Annotated in this window: 29 protein-coding genes; all 29 read left to right on the top strand. The window is 68.8% G+C overall.

Annotated elements, in window-relative coordinates; all coding sequences use genetic code 11:
* Positions 1 to 405: 405 nt before the first annotated feature.
* The gene (locus EFE23_RS09810) at positions 406 to 828 is read left to right on the top strand and encodes a hypothetical protein (protein ID WP_123240619.1); all 423 of its coding nucleotides are present in this window, start codon (positions 406 to 408) and stop codon (positions 826 to 828) included.
* Positions 829 to 1,359: 531 nt separating this feature from the next.
* Complete coding sequence (gene rpsL / locus EFE23_RS09805; protein ID WP_007465318.1) at positions 1,360 to 1,734, top strand: 30S ribosomal protein S12; 375 nt, start codon at positions 1,360 to 1,362, stop codon at positions 1,732 to 1,734.
* A 1-nt stretch (position 1,735) separates the two neighbouring features.
* Positions 1,736 to 2,206, top strand: coding sequence for a 30S ribosomal protein S7 (gene rpsG / locus EFE23_RS09800; protein ID WP_013735957.1), 471 nt, complete (start codon positions 1,736 to 1,738; stop codon positions 2,204 to 2,206).
* A 75-nt stretch (positions 2,207 to 2,281) separates the two neighbouring features.
* Entirely contained in the window at positions 2,282 to 4,378 is a 2,097-nt protein-coding gene (gene fusA / locus EFE23_RS09795) for an elongation factor G (protein WP_123240586.1), read from the top strand.
* Between the two features lie 223 nt (positions 4,379 to 4,601).
* A complete protein-coding gene (tuf, locus tag EFE23_RS09790) occupies positions 4,602 to 5,795 on the top strand; it encodes an elongation factor Tu (RefSeq protein WP_123240585.1) in 1,194 nt (397 codons plus the stop codon).
* Positions 5,796 to 6,151: 356 nt separating this feature from the next.
* Positions 6,152 to 6,460, top strand: a complete 309-nt coding sequence (gene rpsJ / locus EFE23_RS09785; RefSeq protein WP_007073037.1) for a 30S ribosomal protein S10 — start codon at positions 6,152 to 6,154, stop codon at positions 6,458 to 6,460.
* 11 nt (positions 6,461 to 6,471) lie between these two features.
* Positions 6,472 to 7,137, top strand: a complete 666-nt coding sequence (gene rplC / locus EFE23_RS09780) for a 50S ribosomal protein L3 (protein ID WP_123240584.1) — start codon at positions 6,472 to 6,474, stop codon at positions 7,135 to 7,137.
* A complete protein-coding gene (rplD, locus tag EFE23_RS09775; protein ID WP_123240583.1) occupies positions 7,134 to 7,784 on the top strand; it encodes a 50S ribosomal protein L4 in 651 nt (216 codons plus the stop codon). The genes rplC and rplD overlap by 4 nt, the downstream gene beginning before the upstream one ends.
* Positions 7,781 to 8,083: a 50S ribosomal protein L23 gene (gene rplW, locus EFE23_RS09770; protein WP_073834931.1), complete on the top strand. Its 303-nt coding sequence runs from the start codon at positions 7,781 to 7,783 to the stop codon at positions 8,081 to 8,083. Before rplD ends, rplW begins: the two co-directional genes overlap by 4 nt.
* A 12-nt stretch (positions 8,084 to 8,095) precedes the next feature.
* Positions 8,096 to 8,935, top strand: a complete 840-nt coding sequence (gene rplB, locus EFE23_RS09765) for a 50S ribosomal protein L2 (RefSeq protein WP_088997376.1) — start codon at positions 8,096 to 8,098, stop codon at positions 8,933 to 8,935.
* Positions 8,936 to 8,947: 12 nt separating this feature from the next.
* Positions 8,948 to 9,229, top strand: a complete 282-nt coding sequence (gene rpsS, locus EFE23_RS09760; RefSeq protein ID WP_091290357.1) for a 30S ribosomal protein S19 — start codon at positions 8,948 to 8,950, stop codon at positions 9,227 to 9,229.
* Between the two features lie 40 nt (positions 9,230 to 9,269).
* Complete coding sequence (gene rplV, locus EFE23_RS09755) at positions 9,270 to 9,743, top strand: 50S ribosomal protein L22 (protein ID WP_123240582.1); 474 nt, start codon at positions 9,270 to 9,272, stop codon at positions 9,741 to 9,743.
* A complete protein-coding gene (gene rpsC, locus EFE23_RS09750) occupies positions 9,743 to 10,615 on the top strand; it encodes a 30S ribosomal protein S3 (RefSeq protein ID WP_091262800.1) in 873 nt (290 codons plus the stop codon). The genes rplV and rpsC overlap by 1 nt, the downstream gene beginning before the upstream one ends.
* A gap of 3 nt (positions 10,616 to 10,618) precedes the next feature.
* A complete protein-coding gene (gene rplP, locus EFE23_RS09745) occupies positions 10,619 to 11,044 on the top strand; it encodes a 50S ribosomal protein L16 (RefSeq protein WP_073834927.1) in 426 nt (141 codons plus the stop codon).
* A complete protein-coding gene (gene rpmC, locus EFE23_RS09740) occupies positions 11,044 to 11,277 on the top strand; it encodes a 50S ribosomal protein L29 (RefSeq protein ID WP_123240581.1) in 234 nt (77 codons plus the stop codon). Before rplP ends, rpmC begins: the two co-directional genes overlap by 1 nt.
* Before the next feature lie 31 nt (positions 11,278 to 11,308).
* Entirely contained in the window at positions 11,309 to 11,587 is a 279-nt protein-coding gene (rpsQ, locus tag EFE23_RS09735) for a 30S ribosomal protein S17 (RefSeq protein ID WP_123240580.1), read from the top strand.
* A gap of 100 nt (positions 11,588 to 11,687) precedes the next feature.
* Positions 11,688 to 12,056 carry a 50S ribosomal protein L14 gene (gene rplN / locus EFE23_RS09730; protein ID WP_007073026.1) on the top strand — a complete coding sequence of 123 codons (369 nt, stop codon included), beginning with the start codon at positions 11,688 to 11,690 and terminating at the stop codon, positions 12,054 to 12,056.
* Entirely contained in the window at positions 12,053 to 12,373 is a 321-nt protein-coding gene (rplX, locus tag EFE23_RS09725) for a 50S ribosomal protein L24 (RefSeq protein WP_013288626.1), read from the top strand. Before rplN ends, rplX begins: the two co-directional genes overlap by 4 nt.
* Positions 12,373 to 12,942 (top strand): 50S ribosomal protein L5, encoded by a 570-nt coding sequence (gene rplE / locus EFE23_RS09720; RefSeq protein WP_123240579.1) that lies wholly within the window; start codon positions 12,373 to 12,375, stop codon positions 12,940 to 12,942. Before rplX ends, rplE begins: the two co-directional genes overlap by 1 nt.
* 1 nt (position 12,943) lies before the next feature.
* Complete coding sequence (locus EFE23_RS09715; RefSeq protein ID WP_007073023.1) at positions 12,944 to 13,129, top strand: type Z 30S ribosomal protein S14; 186 nt, start codon at positions 12,944 to 12,946, stop codon at positions 13,127 to 13,129.
* Positions 13,130 to 13,225: 96 nt separating this feature from the next.
* The gene (gene rpsH / locus EFE23_RS09710) at positions 13,226 to 13,633 is read left to right on the top strand and encodes a 30S ribosomal protein S8 (protein ID WP_013288624.1); all 408 of its coding nucleotides are present in this window, start codon (positions 13,226 to 13,228) and stop codon (positions 13,631 to 13,633) included.
* 16 nt (positions 13,634 to 13,649) lie between these two features.
* The gene (rplF, locus tag EFE23_RS09705) at positions 13,650 to 14,192 is read left to right on the top strand and encodes a 50S ribosomal protein L6 (protein ID WP_123240578.1); all 543 of its coding nucleotides are present in this window, start codon (positions 13,650 to 13,652) and stop codon (positions 14,190 to 14,192) included.
* Entirely contained in the window at positions 14,189 to 14,578 is a 390-nt protein-coding gene (rplR, locus tag EFE23_RS09700) for a 50S ribosomal protein L18 (RefSeq protein ID WP_123240577.1), read from the top strand. The genes rplF and rplR overlap by 4 nt, the downstream gene beginning before the upstream one ends.
* A 33-nt stretch (positions 14,579 to 14,611) precedes the next feature.
* The gene (gene rpsE / locus EFE23_RS09695; protein ID WP_120780907.1) at positions 14,612 to 15,226 is read left to right on the top strand and encodes a 30S ribosomal protein S5; all 615 of its coding nucleotides are present in this window, start codon (positions 14,612 to 14,614) and stop codon (positions 15,224 to 15,226) included.
* Positions 15,226 to 15,408, top strand: coding sequence for a 50S ribosomal protein L30 (gene rpmD / locus EFE23_RS09690; protein WP_013473693.1), 183 nt, complete (start codon positions 15,226 to 15,228; stop codon positions 15,406 to 15,408). Before rpsE ends, rpmD begins: the two co-directional genes overlap by 1 nt.
* The gene (gene rplO, locus EFE23_RS09685; protein WP_123240576.1) at positions 15,408 to 15,851 is read left to right on the top strand and encodes a 50S ribosomal protein L15; all 444 of its coding nucleotides are present in this window, start codon (positions 15,408 to 15,410) and stop codon (positions 15,849 to 15,851) included. Before rpmD ends, rplO begins: the two co-directional genes overlap by 1 nt.
* Before the next feature lie 235 nt (positions 15,852 to 16,086).
* Complete coding sequence (gene secY / locus EFE23_RS09680) at positions 16,087 to 17,415, top strand: preprotein translocase subunit SecY (RefSeq protein ID WP_123240575.1); 1,329 nt, start codon at positions 16,087 to 16,089, stop codon at positions 17,413 to 17,415.
* Positions 17,416 to 18,069 (top strand): adenylate kinase, encoded by a 654-nt coding sequence (locus EFE23_RS09675; RefSeq protein ID WP_123240574.1) that lies wholly within the window; start codon positions 17,416 to 17,418, stop codon positions 18,067 to 18,069. It begins immediately after the preceding gene.
* Between the two features lie 91 nt (positions 18,070 to 18,160).
* A complete protein-coding gene (gene map, locus EFE23_RS09670; protein ID WP_123240573.1) occupies positions 18,161 to 19,012 on the top strand; it encodes a type I methionyl aminopeptidase in 852 nt (283 codons plus the stop codon).
* Positions 19,013 to 19,203 lie beyond the last annotated feature (191 nt).

Here is a 19,203-nt window from a genome sequence, read left to right as displayed (position 1 = left end):
GTCACCGGGCCCGACGCGGCCGGTCCCGCGTCCGGTGCCCAGCCCGCCAACCCCTGGGCCGCGCCGGGGGGTGGGCCGGACGAGGGGCCGAGCGCGCCGCCGGAGGGCGCCAGCGTGGGGTACGCCCCGCCGCCGGTCGCCCCGCCGGCCGCGCCGGATCGGCCGTCGTCGCCGCTCGGCCCGTATCCTCCCGCCAGTCCGGGCAGCTACTTCCCGCCGACCGCACCGGGCCCCGGTGGGCCGTCCGGGGCGTACGCGGGGCAGCAACCGCCGCCACCCGGGGTGTGGCCGGGGTCGTACCCGCACCGGGCGCCGGCGGCCGGGTGGCCGGGGCCGGGGAGCGCGCCGGCCGGTGGTGGCTGGGGCCCGGTGCCGCCGGCCGTCGGTCCGCGGCCGGGCCCGGGGGTGCCGCCGCCCCCGCGCGAGGCGCTACGCCCGCCGAAGCGGGTCGACCCGGTCCCCGGCACCCCGTTCGGCGTGGTCCACCTGGACGTGCCGCCGGTGACCTCGGGCCTCGCCGTCGGGTCGCTGGTCACCGGGATCGCCTCGATCCTGGTCTCGCTGCTGGTGTTCTGCTTCGGCTTCGCCGGGCCGGACTACGGCGGCGCCTGGGCCGCCGGGGCGTTCACCGTGCTCGGCGGCATCGCCGGGACCGCGGCGATCGTCGCGGGCCTGCTGTCCCGCCGGCAGATCCGGCGGCCGGCGCCCCCGCCGGCGGTCCGGTTCGCCGGGCGGGGCCTGGCGGTGGCGGGGCTCAGCTGCGGGGGAGTGGGGCTGCTGCTCAGCCTGCTGGGGCTCGCGGTGGCCCTGGTGGTGCAGATCACGTGATCGGCCGCCGGCGCCGTTGACCGGGGTCAACGACCGGGCCGGAGGTGCCGGGCCGGCCGCTCCGCCGGCGGAACCGGGGCTGCCCGGCCGGCAGCGGGCGCAGCCGGTACACTGGTAGCCGTAGGTGCCCATCACGGGCGGGCAGGCACGACTCGATCGGCCGGTGGACTGCGACGCAGTTCTCCCGGACCGCTCCGTTTTGACCTGCGCGGCTGTGGTAGGTACTCTTTCCCCTTGTGCCCGGGCAAGCCCGGGCAATGCGTGCGTGCGCTGGAACCGGTAAGCCGGTGATCGCGCGGCGGCACGACCAAAGACCAAGACCCGGCGCGAGGACCTCCCTGTGCCGGTGACAGAGCCCGGTACGGCGCGCGAGCGACGCAACGGGACCGTGATCTGGGCGACACGCCCGACCGCGGGTGCTGGGACCCCCGTCAGGTGGCCCTGGTTGGAATGTAGGAGAGCCGTCCATCAGGCCGGCTAGAGCAGACGGCGCGGTCGCCTCGCAGCGGCCGAAGGGAGCGGAGAAACCCGGTGCCCACCATTCAGCAGCTGGTCCGAAAGGGCCGCCAGGCCAAGACGACCAAGACCAAGACCCCGGCGCTGAAGGGGTCCCCCCAGCGGCGCGGCGTGTGCACCCGCGTGTACACCACCACCCCGAAGAAGCCGAACTCGGCGCTGCGCAAGGTCGCTCGTGTCAAGCTCAGCAGCCAGATCGAGGTGACCGCCTACATCCCGGGCGTCGGCCACAACCTGCAGGAGCACTCGATCGTGCTCGTGCGTGGCGGCCGTGTGAAGGACCTCCCCGGCGTGCGGTACAAGATCGTTCGCGGCTCGCTGGACACCCAGGGTGTCCGCAACCGCAAGCAGGCTCGCAGCCGTTACGGCGCGAAGAAGGAGAAGAGCTGACATGCCGCGTAAGGGACCCGCTCCGCGGAAGCCGCTGGTCGCTGACCCGGTGTACAACTCGCCGCTGGTCACCCAGCTGGTGAACAAGATCCTGCTGCGCGGCAAGCGCCAGCTCGCCGAGCGCATCGTGTACGCCGCCCTGGAGGGCTGCCGCGAGAAGTCCGGCACCGACCCCGTCGTCACCCTGAAGCGGGCGATGGACAACGTGAAGCCGACCCTCGAGGTTCGCAGCCGTCGCGTCGGTGGCGCCACCTACCAGGTTCCGGTCGAGGTCCGGCCGGCCCGCGCGACCACCCTGGGTCTGCGCTGGCTGGTGACCTACTCCCGCGCACGGCGCGAGAAGACCATGGTCGAGCGGCTGATGAACGAGCTGCTGGACGCGAGCAACGGCCTCGGTGCCGCGGTGAAGCGGCGCGAGGACACGCACAAGATGGCCGAGTCCAACAAGGCCTTCGCGCACTACCGCTGGTAACACCCTGGTTCCGGCGCCCACGAGGCGCCGGAACCGCCACCAGTTGTGTCGAGACGACGATAAGTAGGGATTGAAGTGGCCGCCGCAGACGCGCTCGCCAACGTACGCAACATCGGCATCATGGCGCACATCGATGCCGGTAAGACCACTACCACCGAGCGAATCCTGTTCTACACCGGCATCACGTACAAGATCGGTGAGGTCCACGAGGGCGCTGCCGTCATGGACTGGATGGAGCAGGAGCAGGAGCGCGGTATCACCATCACTTCCGCCGCCACGAAGTGCGAGTGGAAGGGCCACACGATCCAGATCATCGACACGCCCGGCCACGTCGACTTCACGGTCGAGGTGGAGCGGTCGCTGCGCGTGCTGGACGGTGCGGTCGCGGTCTACGACGGCGTCGCCGGCGTGGAGCCGCAGACGGAGAACGTCTGGCGCCAGGCGGACAAGTACAACGTCCCCCGGATGTGCTTCGTCAACAAGCTCGACCGGACCGGTGCCGACTTCTTCCGCTGCGTGCAGATGATGATCGACCGGCTCAACGCCACCCCGCTGGTGCTCCAGGTGCCGATCGGTGCTGAGTCGGACTTCATCGGCGTGGTCGACCTGGTCGGCATGCGCGCCCTCACCTGGCGTGGGGAGACCCAGAAGGGTGAGGACTACGCGGTCGAGGAGATCCCGGCCGACCTGGTCGACACCGCCACCGAGTGGCGGGAGAAGCTGCTCGAGACCCTGGCCGACGTCGACGACTCGGTGATGGAGAAGTACCTCGAGGGCGAGGAGATCTCCGTCGAGGAGATCCAGGCCGCGATCCGTCGCGCCACCATCGGTGGCAAGGCCAACCCGGTGCTCTGCGGTACCGCCTTCAAGAACAAGGGCATCCAGCCGATGCTCGACGCGGTGGTCGCCTACCTGCCGTCGCCGCTGGACATCCCGGCGATCGAGGGCACCGCGACCGACGGTGAGACCCCGATGCAGCGGAAGCCGTCGACCTCGGAGCCGTTCTCGGCGCTGGCCTTCAAGATCCAGACCGACAAGCACCTGGGCAAGCTCACCTACGTGCGGGTCTACTCCGGTGTGCTCGAGTCCGGGTCCCAGGTGGTCAACTCCACCAAGGACCGCAAGGAGCGGATCGGCAAGATCTACCAGATGCACGCCAACAAGCGGGAGGAGCGCAGCTCCGCCAAGGCTGGCGACATCATCGCGGTCCAGGGCCTGAAGCAGACCACCACCGGTGACACCCTGTGCGACCCGGCGAACCCGGTCATCCTCGAGTCGATGACCTTCCCGGAGCCGGTCATCGAGGTGGCCATCGAGCCGAAGACCAAGGCCGACCAGGAGAAGCTCAGCACCGCCATCCAGCGGCTGGCCGAGGAGGACCCGACCTTCCGCGTCAAGCTGGACGAGGAGACCGGTCAGACGGTCATCTCCGGCATGGGCGAGCTGCACCTGGACATCCTGGTCGACCGGATGCGCCGCGAGTTCAACGTCGAGGCGAACATCGGTAAGCCGCAGGTGGCGTACCGCGAGACCATCCGCCGCGCGGTGGAGAAGGTCGAGTACACCCACAAGAAGCAGACCGGTGGTTCCGGCCAGTACGCCCGCGTCATCATCAGCGTGGAGCCGCTGCCGCTGGACAACGACTCGCCGACCTACGAGTTCGCCAACGCCGTCACCGGTGGCCGCATCCCCCGGGAGTTCATCCCGTCGGTGGACGCCGGCGCCCAGGACGCCATGCAGTACGGCGTGCTCGCCGGCTTCCCGCTGGTCGGCGTGAAGCTGACGCTGGTGGACGGCCAGTACCACGAGGTCGACTCGTCCGAAATGGCGTTCAAGATCGCCGGCTCGATGGCGATGAAGGAGGCGGCCCGCAAGGCCGACCCCGCGCTGCTCGAGCCGATGATGGCCGTTGAGGTCACCACTCCTGAGGAGAACATGGGTGACGTCATCGGCGACCTCAACTCCCGCCGTGGCATCATCCAGGCGATGGAGGAGCGCGGCGGTGCCCGCGTCGTCCGCGCCCTGGTGCCGCTGTCGGAGATGTTCGGCTACGTCGGCGACCTGCGGTCGAAGACCCAGGGCCGGGCTAGCTACAGCATGCAGTTCGACTCCTACGCCGAGGTTCCGGCCTCGGTGGCCAAGGAGATCATCGCCAAGGCGACCGGTGAGTGACGCTCGCCTGAGCTGATCCGATGAGCCGGGGACGGTCGCGGGAGGGATCTCCCGCCCGCGGCCACCTCGGACGGGTTGTGTGAATCCGGGCCTGTAGGCTTCATCGCCGCAGAACCCACCAAGGCTCTCCGGCCACCAGGTCGGAAAGGCTGTCGACAGAGTCCTAAGCGCCGAACCTGGCGCACCGGGGCGAACGAACCAAGAAGTCCACAGGAGGACACCAGTGGCGAAGGCGAAGTTCGAGCGGACTAAGCCGCACGTCAACATCGGCACCATTGGTCACATCGACCACGGTAAGACGACGCTGACGGCGGCCATCACCAAGGTCCTGCACGACGAGTACCCGGACCTGAACCCGTACACGCCGTTCGACGAGATCGACAAGGCGCCCGAGGAGAAGGCCCGCGGCATCACGATCTCGATCGCGCACGTCGAGTACCAGACCGCCAACCGGCACTACGCGCACGTGGACTGCCCGGGTCACGCGGACTACATCAAGAACATGATCACCGGTGCCGCCCAGATGGACGGCGCGATCCTGGTGGTCGCCGCGACCGACGGCCCGATGCCGCAGACCCGCGAGCACGTGCTGCTGGCCCGCCAGGTCGGCGTGCCGTACATCGTCGTGGCGCTCAACAAGAGCGACATGGTCGACGACGAGGAGCTCCTGGAGCTCGTCGAGCTCGAGGTCCGCGAGCTGCTCTCCTCGCAGGAGTACCCGGGTGACGACCTGCCGGTCGTCCGGGTCTCGGCGCTGAAGGCCCTCGAGGGTGACCCCGAGTGGACCGCCAAGCTCATGGACCTGATGAACGCTGTCGACACCGCGATTCCGCAGCCGGAGCGCGAGACCGACAAGCCGTTCCTCATGCCGATCGAGGACGTGTTCACGATCACCGGTCGTGGCACCGTCGTCACCGGTCGCGCCGAGCGTGGCATCCTCAAGCCGAACGAGGAGGTGGAGATCGTCGGCATCCGCGAGAAGTCGATGAAGACCACCTGCACCGGCATCGAGATGTTCCGCAAGCTGCTGGACGAGGCCCGGGCCGGTGAGAACGTCGGTCTGCTCCTCCGCGGCATCAAGCGCGAGGACGTCGAGCGCGGCATGGTCGTCATCAAGCCGGGCACCACGACCCCGCACACGGAGTTCGAGGCGACGGTCTACATCCTCTCCAAGGAGGAGGGCGGCCGCCACACCCCGTTCTTCCAGAACTACCGCCCGCAGTTCTACTTCCGGACCACGGACGTCACCGGCGTCGTCACGCTGCCCGAGGGCACCGAGATGGTCATGCCGGGCGACAACACCACCATGACGGTGAAGCTGATCCAGCCCATCGCCATGGAGGAGAACCTGAAGTTCGCGATTCGCGAGGGTGGTCGTACGGTCGGCGCGGGTCGCGTCACCAAGATCATCAAGTGAGCTGGGTAACCCCGATTAGCGTTGCCGTGCGGTAGTGCGGCATACTGGTCAGGTTGCGTAACGACGGTTAGTCGCCTTCGTCCGGTGCATGCTGGACCTCCGGGCCGACCAACAGTCGCGCGTAGGGTGGTTGATCGCCCCTGGCGGTCAACCACCCTCGCACGGCGTCCAGGTCGCGGTGACGCGATCGGCGCCATGACCCACCGCGTGGTCAGAGAATCGCTCCGGAGTCCCGGGGCGGAGCCTGGCCAACGGGCGCGACACGCCCGACCGCGGGGGTCGGCGGAAGTGGGCCTGTGCCAGCCGGTACAGGCGCCCGCAACACAGCGGCATCGAGAGAAGGAACAGAAGCCACCATGGCGGGACAGAAGATCCGCATCCGGCTCAAGGCCTATGACCACGAGGTCGTCGACTCCTCGGCTCGGAAGATCGTCGAGACGGTGACGCGTACCGGGGCGCAGGTCGCTGGCCCGGTGCCGCTGCCCACGGAGATCAACCGTTTCTGCGTCATCCGCTCGCCGCACAAGTACAAGGACTCGCGCGAGCACTTCGAGATGCGTACGCACAAGCGTCTGATCGACATCATCGACCCGACCCCGAAGACGGTCGACTCGCTCATGCGCCTCGACCTGCCGGCTGGCGTCGACATCGAGATCAAGCTGTAGGGACCGGACAAATGGACAGGCAAGTCAAGGGGATCCTGGGCGCAAAGCTCGGCATGACCCAGGTCTGGGACAACAACAAGGTTGTCCCCGTGACCGTGGTTCAGGCCGGCCCCTGCGTCATCAGCCAGGTTCGTAGCGCCGAGAAGGACGGTTACTCCGCGGTCCAGCTGGCGTACGGCACCATCGACCCGCGCAAGGTCAAGAAGCCGGTCGCCGGGCACTACGCCAAGGCGGACGTCGCCCCGCGCCGGCACATCGTCGAGCTGCGGACCGTCGACGCCGCGGACTACTCGCCGGGCCAGGAGGTCACGGTCGAGGAGTTTCCCGCCGGCATCACCGTCGACGTCACCGGCAAGACCAAGGGCAAGGGCTACGCCGGCCCGATGAAGCGGCACGGCTTCCACGGTCTGCGCGCCAGCCACGGCGTGGAGCGCAAGCACCGCTCGCCGGGCTCCATCGGCGCCTGCGCGACCCCGGGTCGTGTCTTCAAGGGCACCCGGATGGCCGGTCGGATGGGTGGCGTGCGCTACACCGTCCAGAACCTGACGGTCCAGGCGATCGACACCGAGAACAACCTCCTGCTCGTCCGCGGTGCCATCCCCGGCCCCAAGGGCGCGCTGGTCCTGGTCCGTACCGCGGCCAAGGCCAAGGTGAAGAAGGGCGGTGCGGCCAAGTGACCACCGTTGACGTCCTCAACGTCGAAGGCGCCAAGAGCGGCTCCGTCGAGCTGCCGGCCGACATCTTCGACGCTCAGGCCAACATCGCGCTGATGCACCAGGTCGTGGTGGCTCAGCTCGCGGCGGCCCGGCAGGGCACGCACAAGGTCAAGACCCGCGGCGAGGTCTCCGGTGGAGGCAAGAAGCCGTACAAGCAGAAGGGCACCGGTCGTGCCCGCCAGGGCTCGACCCGCGCGCCGCAGTTCGCCGGCGGTGGCGTGGTCCACGGCCCGGTGCCGCGCGACTACAGCCAGCGCACCCCGAAGAAGATGAAGGCGGCCGCCCTGCGTGGCGCCCTCTCCGACCGGGCCCGCGCCGGGCAGGTGCACGTCGTCGAGGCGTTCGTCTCGGGCGAGAAGCCGTCGACCAAGGCCGCGCTGGCCACGCTCGCGAAGCTGACCGAGGCGCGTCGCGTCCTGGTCGTGCTGAGCAGCACCGACGAGCTGAACTGGGTGTCGCTGCGCAACGAGCCGCGGGTGCACCTGATCGAGGCCGGCCAGCTCAACACGTACGACGTGCTGGTGGCCGACGACGTGGTCTTCACCAAGGAGGCCCTGGACGAGTTCCTGGGCGTTCCCGCCGAGACCACCGAGGAGGGTGGCAAGTGAGCACGATCGCCGATCCGCGCGACATCATCGTCGCCCCGGTCGTCTCCGAGAAGAGCTACAGCGAGCTGAACCGGAACTGGTACACCTTCCTGGTGCACCCGGACGCCAACAAGACCGAGATCAAGATCGCTATCCAGCAGATCTTCAACGTCCGCGTCCTGACGGTCAACACGCTCAACCGCGAGGGCAAGCGCAAGCGCACCAAGACCGGCTTCGGTCAGCGCAAGGCGACCAAGCGGGCGATCGTGAAGCTGGCTGACGGTGACCGTATCGAGGCCTTCGGCGGCCCGGTCAGCTGAGGGGTGTAGACAATGGCTATCCGTAAGTACAAGCCGACGACGCCGGGCCGGCGTGGCTCGAGCGTCGCCGACTTCGCCGAGATCACCCGGTCGACGCCCGAGAAGTCGCTGCTGGCTCCGCTGCCGAAGAAGGGCGGACGCAACGCCCACGGCCGGATCACCACCCGGCACCACGGTGGCGGCCACAAGCGGCAGTACCGTCTGATCGACTTCAAGCGGGTCGACAAGGACGGCGTGCCGGCGAAGGTCGCCCACATCGAGTACGACCCGAACCGCACCGCGCGTATCGCGCTGCTGCACTACGCCGACGGCGAGAAGCGCTACATCATCGCGCCGAAGGACCTGAAGCAGGGCGACACGGTGGAGTCGGGCCCGGGCGCCGACATCAAGCCGGGCAACAACTTGCCGCTGCGCAACATCCCGGTCGGTACCACCATCCACAACGTGGAGCTGCGTCCGGGCGGCGGCGCCAAGCTGGCCCGCTCGGCCGGCGTCGGCATCCAGCTGCTCGGCCGGGAGGGCGCGTACGCGACCCTGCGCATGCCGTCCGGTGAGATCCGGCGCGTCGACGTGCGCTGCCGCGCCAGCGTCGGCGAGATCGGCAACGCCGACCAGTCGAACATCAACTGGGGCAAGGCCGGCCGGATGCGGTGGAAGGGCAAGCGCCCGACCGTCCGTGGTGTCGCGATGAACCCGGTCGACCACCCGCACGGTGGTGGTGAGGGTAAGACCTCCGGTGGTCGCCACCCGGTCAACCCGCAGGGTAAGCCCGAGGGCCGCACCCGTCGTAAGGGCCAGCCGAGCGACCGGCTGATCGTCCGCCGCCGCTACGCCACGCGTAAGCGCGGCTGAGGGAGATAAGACATGCCTCGCAGCCTGAAGAAGGGCCCGTTCGTCGACGACCACCTGCTCAAGAAGGTGGAGACGCAGAACGAGAAGGGCTCGAAGAACGTCATCAAGACCTGGTCGCGGCGCTCGACGATCATCCCCGAGATGCTGGGGCACACGATCGCCGTGCACGACGGGCGCAAGCACGTCCCGGTCTTCGTGACCGAGGCCATGGTCGGGCACAAGCTCGGCGAGTTCGCGCTGACCCGCACGTTCAAGGGTCACGAGAAGGACGACCGGAAGAGCCGCCGGCGCTGACGCCGCGGGCATACGGATAGAGGAACAAGGGGTTACAGCGATGCCAGGAAAGGGCGACGCTCCGGTGCTTCCGGGCGCGCGGGCGGTTGCGCGGCACGTGCGCATCTCGCCGATGAAGGCGCGCCGGGTGGTCAACCTCGTCCGCGGCCTGCCCGCGAAGGAGGCGCTCACGGTGCTGCAGTTCGCGCCGCAGGCTGCGAGCGAGCAGGTGTACAAGGTGCTCGCGAGCGCGATCGCCAACGCGGAGAACAACGAGCGGCTGGACCCCGACGCGCTGCTCGTCAGCGAGGCGTTCGTCGACGAGGGCCCGACCATGAAGCGGTTCCGGCCGCGGGCGCAGGGCCGGGCGTACCGGATCCGCAAGCGGACCTGCCACATCACCGTGGCGGTCGAGGCGGTCGCGCCGGCCGCGCCGAAGAAGTCGGCGAAGAAGGCCCAGGCGCAGACGAAGGCCGCGGCGACCAACCAGGCCGAGGCGGCTGAGCGGCAGAGCACGACGGAAGGTGCCGAGTAATGGGTCAGAAGGTTCACCCCACTGGGTTCCGGCTCGGCATCTCGACCGACTGGAAGTCCCGCTGGTTCGCGGACAAGCTCTACAAGGACTACATCGGCGAGGACGTCAAGATCCGCCGGATGATGTCCAAGGGCCTCGAGCGCGCCGGGATCTCCAAGGTCGACATCGAGCGCACCCGGGACCGGGTCCGCGTCGACATCCACACCGCCCGGCCGGGCATCGTCATCGGCCGTAAGGGTGCGGAGGCCGACCGGATCCGCGGCGAGCTGGAGAAGCTCACCGGCAAGCAGGTCCAGCTGAACATCATCGAGGTGAAGAGCCCCGAGTCGGACGCGCAGCTGGTCGCCCAGGGCGTCGCCGAGCAGCTGTCCAGCCGGGTCAGCTTCCGTCGGGCCATGCGCAAGGCGATGCAGTCCGCGATGAAGAACCCGGTCTGCAAGGGCATCCGGGTGCAGGTCTCGGGCCGTCTCGGCGGCGCGGAGATGAGCCGGACCGAGTTCTACCGCGAGGGCCGGGTTCCGCTGCACACGCTGCGGGCCAACATCGAGTACGGCTTCTTCGAGGCCCGTACCACCTTCGGCCGGATCGGCGTGAAGGTCTGGATCTACAAGGGCGACGCCGTCCCGGGCCGCGAGGCCCCGGCCGAGGCCGCCCCGTCGCGCGGCCCGCGCCGCGACCGTGGCGACCGGCCGGAGCGGCCGCGCCGTGGCCGGTCGGGTTCGTCGGGTACGACCGCCGGTGGCACCGAGGCCGGCCGCGCTGCCGCGACCACCATCGCGCAGCAGGCGGAGACGCCGGCCGGTGAGCCGGTCGACGCCGGCGCCGTGGCCGCGGCCGCGACCCAGCCGGCAGAAACGCAGCAGGAGGGCTGACAGATGCTGATGCCGCGCAAGCCCCCGAAGGGCTTCCGCAAGCCGCACCACCCGGACCGCCACGGCGCGTCCAAGGGCGGTAACCGGGTGGTGTTCGGCGAGTTCGGGATCCAGGCTCTCGAGCCGGCGTACGTGACGAACCGCCAGATCGAGTCGGCGCGTATCGCGATGACCCGCCACATCAAGCGTGGCGGCAAGGTCTGGATCACGATCTTCCCGGACCAGGCCCTCACCAAGAAGCCGGCGGAAACCCGGATGGGTTCCGGTAAGGGTTCGCCCGAGTGGTGGGTCGCCAACGTCAAGCCGGGGCGGGTCCTCTTCGAGATGTCCTTCCCCAACGAGCAGATCGCGCGAGAGGCGATGCGTCGCGCGATCCACAAGCTCCCGATGAAGTGCCGCATTGTTACGCGCGAAGTGGGTGAATCCTGATGGCAGCGGGCGTCAAGGCCTCCGAGCTGCGTGAGCTCTCCGAGGAGGAGCTGGTCACGAAGCTGCGCGAGGCGAAGGCGGAGCTGTTCAACCTCCGCGTGCAGGCCGCAACCGGGCAGCTGGACAACAACCGGCGGCTGCAGGTCATCCGTCGGGAGATCGCCCGGATCTACACGATCATGCGTGAGCGTGAGCTGGGTCTCTCGGCCGCGCCGACTGAGGTGACTTCGTGAGCGAGCGAAGCGAGCGTAAGGGAGCTCGAGCATGAGTGAGAACACCACCGCGAGCGCGCAGCGCGCGCGCCGCAAGGTGCGTGAGGGCCTCGTGGTCAGCGACAAGATGGAAAAGACCGTCGTGGTCGAGGTCGAGGACCGGGTCAAGCACGCGCTGTACGGCAAGATCATGCGCCGGACCAGCAAGCTGAAGGTGCACGACGAGCAGAACTCGGCCGGCATCGGCGACCGGGTCCTGATCATGGAGACCCGGCCGCTCTCCGCCACCAAGCGGTGGCGGCTCGTGGAGATCCTCGAGAAGGCCAAGTAGCGAAGGCTCGAGCTCGGCCGGCATTCGGTCGGGCGCAGGTTCCGCCAGGCTCCGGCCGTCCCCCGGGCGGCCGGAGAACCGGCAGACATAGGAGATAGACGTGATTCAGCAGGAGTCGCGACTGCGCGTCGCCGACAACACGGGTGCCCGGGAGATCCTGTGCATCCGGGTTCTCGGTGGCTCCGGTCGGCGCTACGCGAGCATCGGCGACGTCATCGTGGCCACGGTCAAGGACGCGATCCCCGGTGCCGGTGTGAAGAAGGGCGACGTCGTCAAGGCCGTCGTTGTTCGCACCGCCAAGGAGAAGCGGCGGCCGGACGGCTCGTACATCCGCTTCGACGAGAACGCCGCCGTCATCATCAAGGACGGTGGGGACCCGCGCGGCACCCGTATCTTCGGCCCGGTCGGGCGCGAGCTGCGGGACAAGCGGTTCATGAAGATCATCTCTCTCGCGCCGGAGGTGTTGTGACCGTGAAGGTCAAGAAGGGCGACACGGTCGTCGTCATCGCCGGCAAGGACAAGGGTGCCAAGGGGAAGGTCATCGCGGCCTACCCGCGGCAGGACAAGGTCCTGGTCGAGGGCGTGAACCGGGTCAAGAAGCACACCCGCATCAGCACCACCCAGCGTGGCGCCAAGACCGGTGGCATCGTCACCCAGGAGGCCCCGATCCACGTCTCGAACGTGATGGTCCTGGACTCCGACGGCAAGCCGACCCGCGTCGGTTACCGGATCGACGACAACGGCCAGAAGGTCCGCATCGCGCGTAGCACCGGTAAGGACCTGTGATGACCACGGCTACCGAAACCAAGACCATGCCGCGCCTCAAGGAGCGGTACCGCAACGAGATCGTGGCGCAGCTGCAGGAGCAGCACAACTACGGCAACCCCATGCAGGTGCCGCGGTTGGTCAAGATCGTCGTCAACATGGGTGTCGGCGAGGCCGCTCGGGACGCCAAGCTGATCGACGGTGCGGTCCGCGACCTGGCCACCATCACCGGCCAGAAGCCGCAGGTGCGGCGGGCGACCAAGTCCATCGCGCAGTTCAAGCTGCGTGAGGGCATGCCGATCGGCGCGAAGGTCACCCTGCGGGGCGACCGGATGTGGGAGTTCCTGGACCGGCTGCTGTCCATCGCGCTGCCGCGTATCCGCGACTTCCGCGGTCTGGACGGGCGCAAGCTCGACGGGCACGGCAACTACACGTTCGGTCTGACCGAGCAGTCGGTGTTCCACGAGATCGACCAGGACAAGATCGATCGCCAGCGGGGCATGGACATCACGGTGGTCACGACCGCCACGACCGACGACGAGGGCCGGGCGCTGCTCAAGCTCCTGGGCTTCCCGTTCAAGGAGAACTGAGATGGCCAAGAAGGCGCTGATCCTCAAGGCGGCCGCGAAGCCGAAGTTCTCGGTTCGCGCGTACACCCGCTGCCAGCGGTGCGGGCGTCCGAAGGCGGTCTACCGCAAGTTCGGTCTCTGCCGGGTGTGCATCCGGGAGATGGCCCACCGCGGTGAGCTGCCCGGCGTGTCCAAGGCTTCCTGGTAATAGCCCGGCGCGCTTCGCGCGTCAGCTGAACTGTCTCTTCGCCGTAGGCCCCGGGCATGGCCCGGGGAACCCCGGCGAGAAAGGTTGACGAATTTCATGACGATGACCGACCCGATCGCAGACATGCTCACGCGTCTGCGTAACGCCAACCAGGCGTACCACGACCGGGTGACGATGCCCTACTCGAAGATCAAGGCGAACATCGCCGAGGTCCTCAAGGCCGAGGGTTACATCGCCACCTGGTCGGTCGAGGAGCCCGAGGAGGGCGCCGTCGGCAAGCGACTGGTCGTCGAGCTGAAGTACGGCCAGAACCGCGAGCGGAGCCTGGCCGGCATCAAGCGTGTGTCCAAGCCCGGTCTCCGGGTGTACGCCAAGTCGGACGGGCTCCCGCGGGTGCTCGGCGGGCTGGGCGTGGCGATCATTTCGACGTCCCAGGGGCTGCTCACCGACCGGCAGGCCCGCAAGCGGAGCGTTGGCGGGGAAGTCCTCGCCTTCGTCTGGTAACGGGAGACAGGTAGAAATGTCGCGTATTGGACGTAAGTCGATCCCGGTGCCTTCCGGCGTCGACATCACGATCGACGGCCAGACCGTCAAGGTGAAGGGCCCCAAGGGCGAGCTGAGCCACGTGCTGGCCGAGCCGATCACGGCGGAGCGGGGCGAGGACGGCCAGCTGCACGTCAACCGGCCGAACGACGAGCGCAAGGCCAAGGAGCTGCACGGCCTGAGCCGTACGCTGGTGGCCAACATGATCGTCGGCGTGACCGAGGGCTACCGCAAGAGCCTCGAGATCGCCGGTACCGGTTACCGCGTCACGGCCAAGGGCAAGGACCTGGAGTTCGCTCTCGGGTTCTCGCACCCGGTCCTCGTGCCGGCGCCGGAGGGCATCACCTTCACGGTGGAGAAGCCGACGCTGTTCCACGTGGCGGGCATCGACAAGCAGCAGGTCGGCGAGGTCGCCGCCAACATCCGGAAGATCCGTCCGCCGGAGCCCTACAAGGGCAAGGGCGTGAAGTACCAGGGCGAGGTCATCCGCCGTAAGGCTGGAAAGGCAGGTAAGAAGTGAGCGCCACGCTGCTCAAGCGCCGCCGCGGCGTTGCCGCCAAGCGCGCCGTCGGGCGTGCGCGCCGGCACTTCCGGGTCCGCAAGAACATCAGCGGCACCGCCGAGCGTCCCCGCCTGGTCGTCACCCGGTCCCTGCGGCACATGGTCGCCCAGATCGTGGACGACACCAAGGGTCACACCCTGGCGTCGGCCTCGACCATGGACGCCTCGCTGCGCGGCGCCGAGGGCGACAAGAGCGCCCTGGCCGGCAAGGTCGGTGCCCTGCTCGCCGAGCGGGCCAAGGCCGCCGGCGTCTCGAAGGTCGTCTTCGACCGCGGTGGCAACCGGTACGCGGGGCGGGTCGCCGCGCTTGCCGACGCCGCCCGCGAAGCCGGGCTCGAGTTCTAGAAACCCCGTCACGAGAGAGAAGGAAGGCTGCTGATGCCAGGTCAACAGCGCCGTGGCGGCGGGTCCGGTGGCAACGAGGGTGGTCGCCGCGACAACCGCCGTGAGGGCGGCCGCGGAAACGCGCCCGTCGAGAAGACCCCGCACCTCGAGCGGGTCGTCGCGATCAACCGCGTCGCCAAGGTCGTGAAGGGTGGTCGTCGCTTCAGCTTCACCGCCCTGGTGATCGTGGGTGACGGCGACGGCACCGTCGGTGTGGGCTACGGAAAGGCCAAGGAGGTGCCCGCGGCGATCGCCAAGGGTGTCGAGGAGGCCAAGAAGCACTTCTTCAAGGTGCCGCGGATCGGTCAGTCGATCCCGCACCCGGTGCAGGGCGAGGACGCGGCCGGTGTGGTGCTGCTCAAGCCGGCCTCGGCCGGTACGGGTGTCATCGCCGGCGGTCCGGTGCGCGCCGTGCTGGAGTGCGCGGGCATCCACGACGTGCTCTCCAAGAGCCTCGGCTCGTCCAACCCGATCAACATCGTGCACGCCACGGTGGCGGCCCTGAAGGCGCTCGAGTCGCCCGAGGCGGTCGCGGCCCGTCGTGGTCTGCCGGTCGAGGACGTCGCGCCGGCCGCCATGCTGGCGTCGCGGGCGGGGGTGGCGTCCTGATGGCGCGCCTGAAGGTCACCCAGGTCCGGTCCGAGATCGGGACCAAGAAGAACCAGCGTGATTCGCTGCGTTCGCTCGGTCTCAAGCGGATCAACGACGTGGTGGTCAAGGAGGACCGTCCGGAGATCCGCGGCATGATCTTCACGGTCAACCACCTCGTGAAGGTCGAGGAGGTCGAGTAATGACGATCAAGGTCCACCACCTGCGTCCGGCGCCCGGAGCCAAGACCGACAAGACCCGCGTGGGTCGCGGTGAGGGCTCGAAGGGCAAGACCGCCGGTCGCGGTACCAAGGGTTCGAAGGCCCGGAAGAACATCTCGCCGGCGTTCGAGGGTGGGCAGATGCCCATCCACATGCGCCTGCCGAAGATGAAGGGCTTCAAGAACAAGTTCAAGGTCGTCTTCCAGGTGGTCAACCTGGACCGGCTCGCCGAGCTGTTCCCGAACGGCGGCCAGGTCGGCCCGGTCGAGCTGGTCGAGGCCGGTGCGGTCCGCAAGGGCCAGCCGGTCAAGGTGCTCGGCACCGGCGATCTCGGTGGGGTGGCGCTCCAGGTTTCGGCGCACGCGTTCAGCGCGTCGGCCAAGGAGAAGATCACCGCCGCCGGCGGCTCGGTCACCGAGCTGTAAGGCACTGTCCATGGCGCCCGTTCAGTTGTTCGCAACTGGGCGGGCGCCATGGTCTACCGGCCGCGTGTGCGCCGGGTAACATCGGATTCGTTTTATGTAGCCGGGCACATCTGCCCGGACCGGGGCGGGACTGTTAGAGTCCCATCCCAGCCATGGATATCGGGCACTCGCCCGGCACCCACCCCGCTCCGCCAGGGATCATCACCGGCGGCCCGCGTCGCGCAGGAGGAAGAAGTTGCTGTCCGCCTTTCTCAGTGCGTTCCGTACGCCTGACCTGCGCAAGAAGCTGCTGTTCACAGTAGGCATCATTGCGGTCTACCGGCTCGGCGCCACGCTGCCCAGCCCGGGCGTCTCGTACGGCAACGTGCAGAAGTGCCTCGACACCATCCAGGGTGGCGGCACCGGGGTGCTGAGCCTGCTGGACCTCTTCTCCGGTGGTGCGCTGCTGCAGCTGTCGGTCTTCGCGCTCGGCATCATGCCGTACATCACCGCGTCGATCATCCTGCAGCTGCTGACCGTGGTCATCCCGCGGCTGGAGCAGCTCCGCAAGGAGGGCCAGGCCGGCCAGGCGAAGATCACCCAGTACACCCGGTACCTGACCCTGGGCCTGGGCATCCTGCAGTCGTCGGCGTTCGTGGCGCTGGCCCGCTCCGGGCAGCTCTTCAACAACCAGTGCGACCAGTTCCCGATCGTCCCCAAGGGCACCGGGATCCCGGACTGGCTGACGCTGTCGATCCTGGTCATGACCATGACCGCCGGCACCGGCGTGGTGATGTGGCTCGGTGAGCTGATCACCGACCGGGGCGTCGGCAACGGCATGTCCGTCCTGATCTTCACCTCGATCGCGGCCCGGCTCCCCAGCGAGGGCTGGAAGATCAAGACCACCAAGGGCTGGGGGATGTTCTTCCTCGTCATCGCCCTGGTCCTGCTGGTCATCACCGCGGTCACCTTCATCGAGCAGGCGCAGCGCCGGATCCCGGTGCAGTACGCCAAGCGCATGATCGGCCGGCGGATGTACGGCGGCACCTCCACCTACATCCCGCTGAAGGTGAACCAGGCCGGCGTCATCCCGGTCATCTTCGCCTCGTCGCTGCTCTACCTGCCGACGCTGATCCTTCAGTTCTTCGACCAGAACAACCCGGGGAAGACCCAGGCCTGGATCTCGAACCACATCGTGAAGGCCAGCGCGCCGGAGCACATCGCGATCTACTTCCTGCTGATCATCTTCTTCACGTACTTCTACGTGTCGATCACGTTCAACCCGACCGAGGTCGCGGACAACATGAAGAAGTACGGCGGCTTCGTGCCGGGCATCCGCCCCGGCAAGCCGACCGCCGAGTACCTCGACTTCATCCTGAGCCGGATCACCCTGCCGGGCGCGCTCTACCTCGGCATCATCGCGATCCTGCCGAACTTCTTCTTCATCTGGCTCGACAACCAGCAGTTCCAGAACTTCCCGTTCGGCGGCACCGCTGTGCTCATCATGGTCGGCGTCGGTCTGGAGACCGTGAAGCAGATCGAGAGCCAACTCATGCAGCGGAACTACGAAGGGTTCCTGCGGTAGATGCGACTCGTTCTGGTTGGCCCGCCGGGCGCGGGCAAGGGCACACAGGCGGAGTTCATCGCCGCCCACCTCTCGGTGCCGAAGATCTCGACCGGTGACATCTTCCGTGCCAACGTCTCCCAGGGCACGCCGCTGGGCGTCGAGGCGAAGCGCTACATGGACGCCGGCAAGCTGGTCCCGGATGAGGTCACCATCAACATGGTGCGCGACCGGCTCGCCGAGCCGGACGCCAGCGAGGGCTTCCTGCTCGACGGCTTCCCGCGTACCACGCCGCAGGCGGCCGCGCTGGACAAGCTCCTCGCCGACCTCGGCACCGCGCTGGACCTGGTGCTGGAGCTGGTGGTCGACGACGACGAGGTGATCCGGCGGCTCTCCGGCCGGCGTACCTGCCGCGGCTGCGGCAAGATCTGGCACGTCGAGTTCGACGCCCCGACCCGGGAGGGCGTCTGCGACCGGTGCGGCGCCGAGCTGTTCCAGCGGGACGACGACAAGCCGGAGACCATCGCCGCCCGGCTCCGGGAGTACGCCGAGAAGACCGCGCCGCTGGTCGACTACTACGGCGCCCAGGGCAAGCTGGTCGGCATCGACGCCACCGGCCCGGTGGAGGACGTCACGGTCCGCGCCATCGACGCCCTCCGCTCGTACGGCGGCTGACGGCACGCCGGCGGTCCCGGCGGATAGAGTGCGAACAGCGGGGTACGTGCGACGTGCCCCGCTGGTCCGCGCGACGAAAGGTAACGCCTCCATGCGTCGTCCCCAGCTGGACATCCAGCTGAAGACCCCCGACCAGATCGAGCTGATGCGGGCCGCCGGTTTGGTGGTCGCCCGTGCGCTGCGTCGGATGCGGGAGGCGGTCGCCCCCGGGGTGACCACCGCCGACCTGGACGCCATCGCCGAGTCCACCATCCGGGAGGCCGGCGCCGTCCCCTCGTTCAAGGGCTACCACGGCTTCCCGGCGTCGATCTGCTCGTCGGTGAACGAGCAGGTGGTGCACGCGATCCCCGCGTCGACCCAGGTGCTCCGCGAGGGCGACCTGATCTCGATCGACTGCGGTGCGGTGCTGAACGGCTGGCACGGCGACGCGGCCATCACCGTCGGCGTCGGCGAGGTCGACCCGGCCCTGCTGAGGATGGCCGCGGTGGCCGAGGACGCGATGTGGGCCGGGATCGCGGCCGCCGCCCGGGGCGCGGCCAGCGGCAAGGGCCGGCTCACCGACATCTCGCACGCGGTGGAGAACGCGGTCCGCAAGGGCGGCCGGTACGGCATCGTCGACGGGTACGGCGGCCACGGGATCGGCACGGAGATGCACCAGGACCCGCACGTGCTCAACCACGGGCGCCCGGGGAAGGGTCCCCGGCTGGTGCCGGGCATGGCCCTCGCGATCGAGCCGATGATCACGATGGGCTCGCCCCGGACCGTGGAGCTGGCCGACGGGTGGACCGTGGTGACCCGGGACAGGTCGATGGCGGCGCACGTCGAGCACTCGATGGCTCTCTTGCCTGACGGGGTGTGGGTGCTGACCGCCGAGGACGGCGGCCGGTCCCGGCTCGGCGACCTGGTCACCGCCCGACAGCCGGCGAACTCCCCGGCGGTCTGAAGCCCGCCGCCGGCGCGGCGCCGGGGGGAGCGTCGTGACGGCCCTGCGAGCCTGATGGCTTGACCGACTCGGGCCGTCCGGTGATCCGACTACGTCATCAAGTTCGTAGGCGGCCCCGGAGACGGGTTTCGGCCCCGATCGGGCGGCCGGCCCCCTTCGGCACTGCCGGCCGCTTTCGTCCCGGCCAGGCC

The organism is Micromonospora solifontis, assembly GCF_003725545.1.
GTDB lineage: Bacteria > Actinomycetota > Actinomycetes > Mycobacteriales > Micromonosporaceae > Micromonospora > Micromonospora solifontis.
The sequence above is the reverse complement of the archived record's forward strand: the minus strand, read 5'-3'. Positions and strand labels throughout refer to the sequence as shown.